The sequence below is a fragment of the Bradyrhizobium acaciae genome, assembly GCF_020889785.1.
Classification (GTDB): domain Bacteria; phylum Pseudomonadota; class Alphaproteobacteria; order Rhizobiales; family Xanthobacteraceae; genus Bradyrhizobium; species Bradyrhizobium acaciae.
In genome coordinates, this window is the sequence record NZ_JACMYK010000324.1 from 1 (window position 1) to 790 (window position 790).

The 790-nt window shown below is 67.2% G+C and carries 1 pseudogene; it reads left to right on the forward strand.

The window, feature by feature from the left end:
- Positions 1-17: 17 nt before the first annotated feature.
- Positions 18-790, forward strand: a pseudogene (locus H8A92_RS40565) (hypothetical protein); the annotation flags it as partial.

Consider the following 790-nt stretch of genomic DNA (forward strand, 5'->3'; position numbering starts at 1 on the left):
GTGAGCGGTCCGCGAAATTGGAGAAGGACCTGGCGGCAGCGCGTCATGACGTGGAAACGCAAACGGCTCTGGCAGCCAAGGCAAGTGATGAAGCGTCCCGGCTGAAGAAGGCCCCCGAAGGCGGCGCAGCGGACTTGCAGAAGTCGCTGGAGCAGGAGCACGAGCGAGCTGCGCGATTGGAGCTGGACCTCGCTGCGGCGCGTCGCGACGTGGAAATGCAATCGGCGGCGGCGTCCCAGGCACGCGATGAACTCGCCCGGCTGAAGCTGACAGCGGAAGCCGGCGCTGCGGAGCAGCGCCGATCGGCGCAGAAGGAGCGCGAGAAGGCCGATGCGGTGGCGCAGGATCTCGCGACGGCACGCAGCAAGATCTACGCATACGAGGCTCAGGCGGCCAAAGCCGGCGACGAAGCAGCACAACGCAAGCAGGCGGAGTCAAAAGATACCGCCGAATTGCGGCAATCCCTTCAGCGAGAACAGCAGCGGGCTGAACAACTGGCTCGCGATCTCACGACAAAAAGCCGCGAACTCGATGCTCAGGTCGCGCGGGTAACCGAAGCCAACGCGCAAACGGTCGGGATGAAGCAAGCCGCGGAGCAGGCTGCGGCGGAGCAGCGCAGCCTGCTGCAGCGGGAGCGTGGCAGGGCCGAGCAATTGGAACGGGATCTTGCATCGGCGCGCCGCGACATCAGTGCGCTCGCCGCGAAAGTGCCGCCCGTCACGTCCGAGGTGGCCGTCACCGGCAGCGTTGGCCGGTCGACGCAGACGGCGCCGGCGGGCGCACCGGTGCG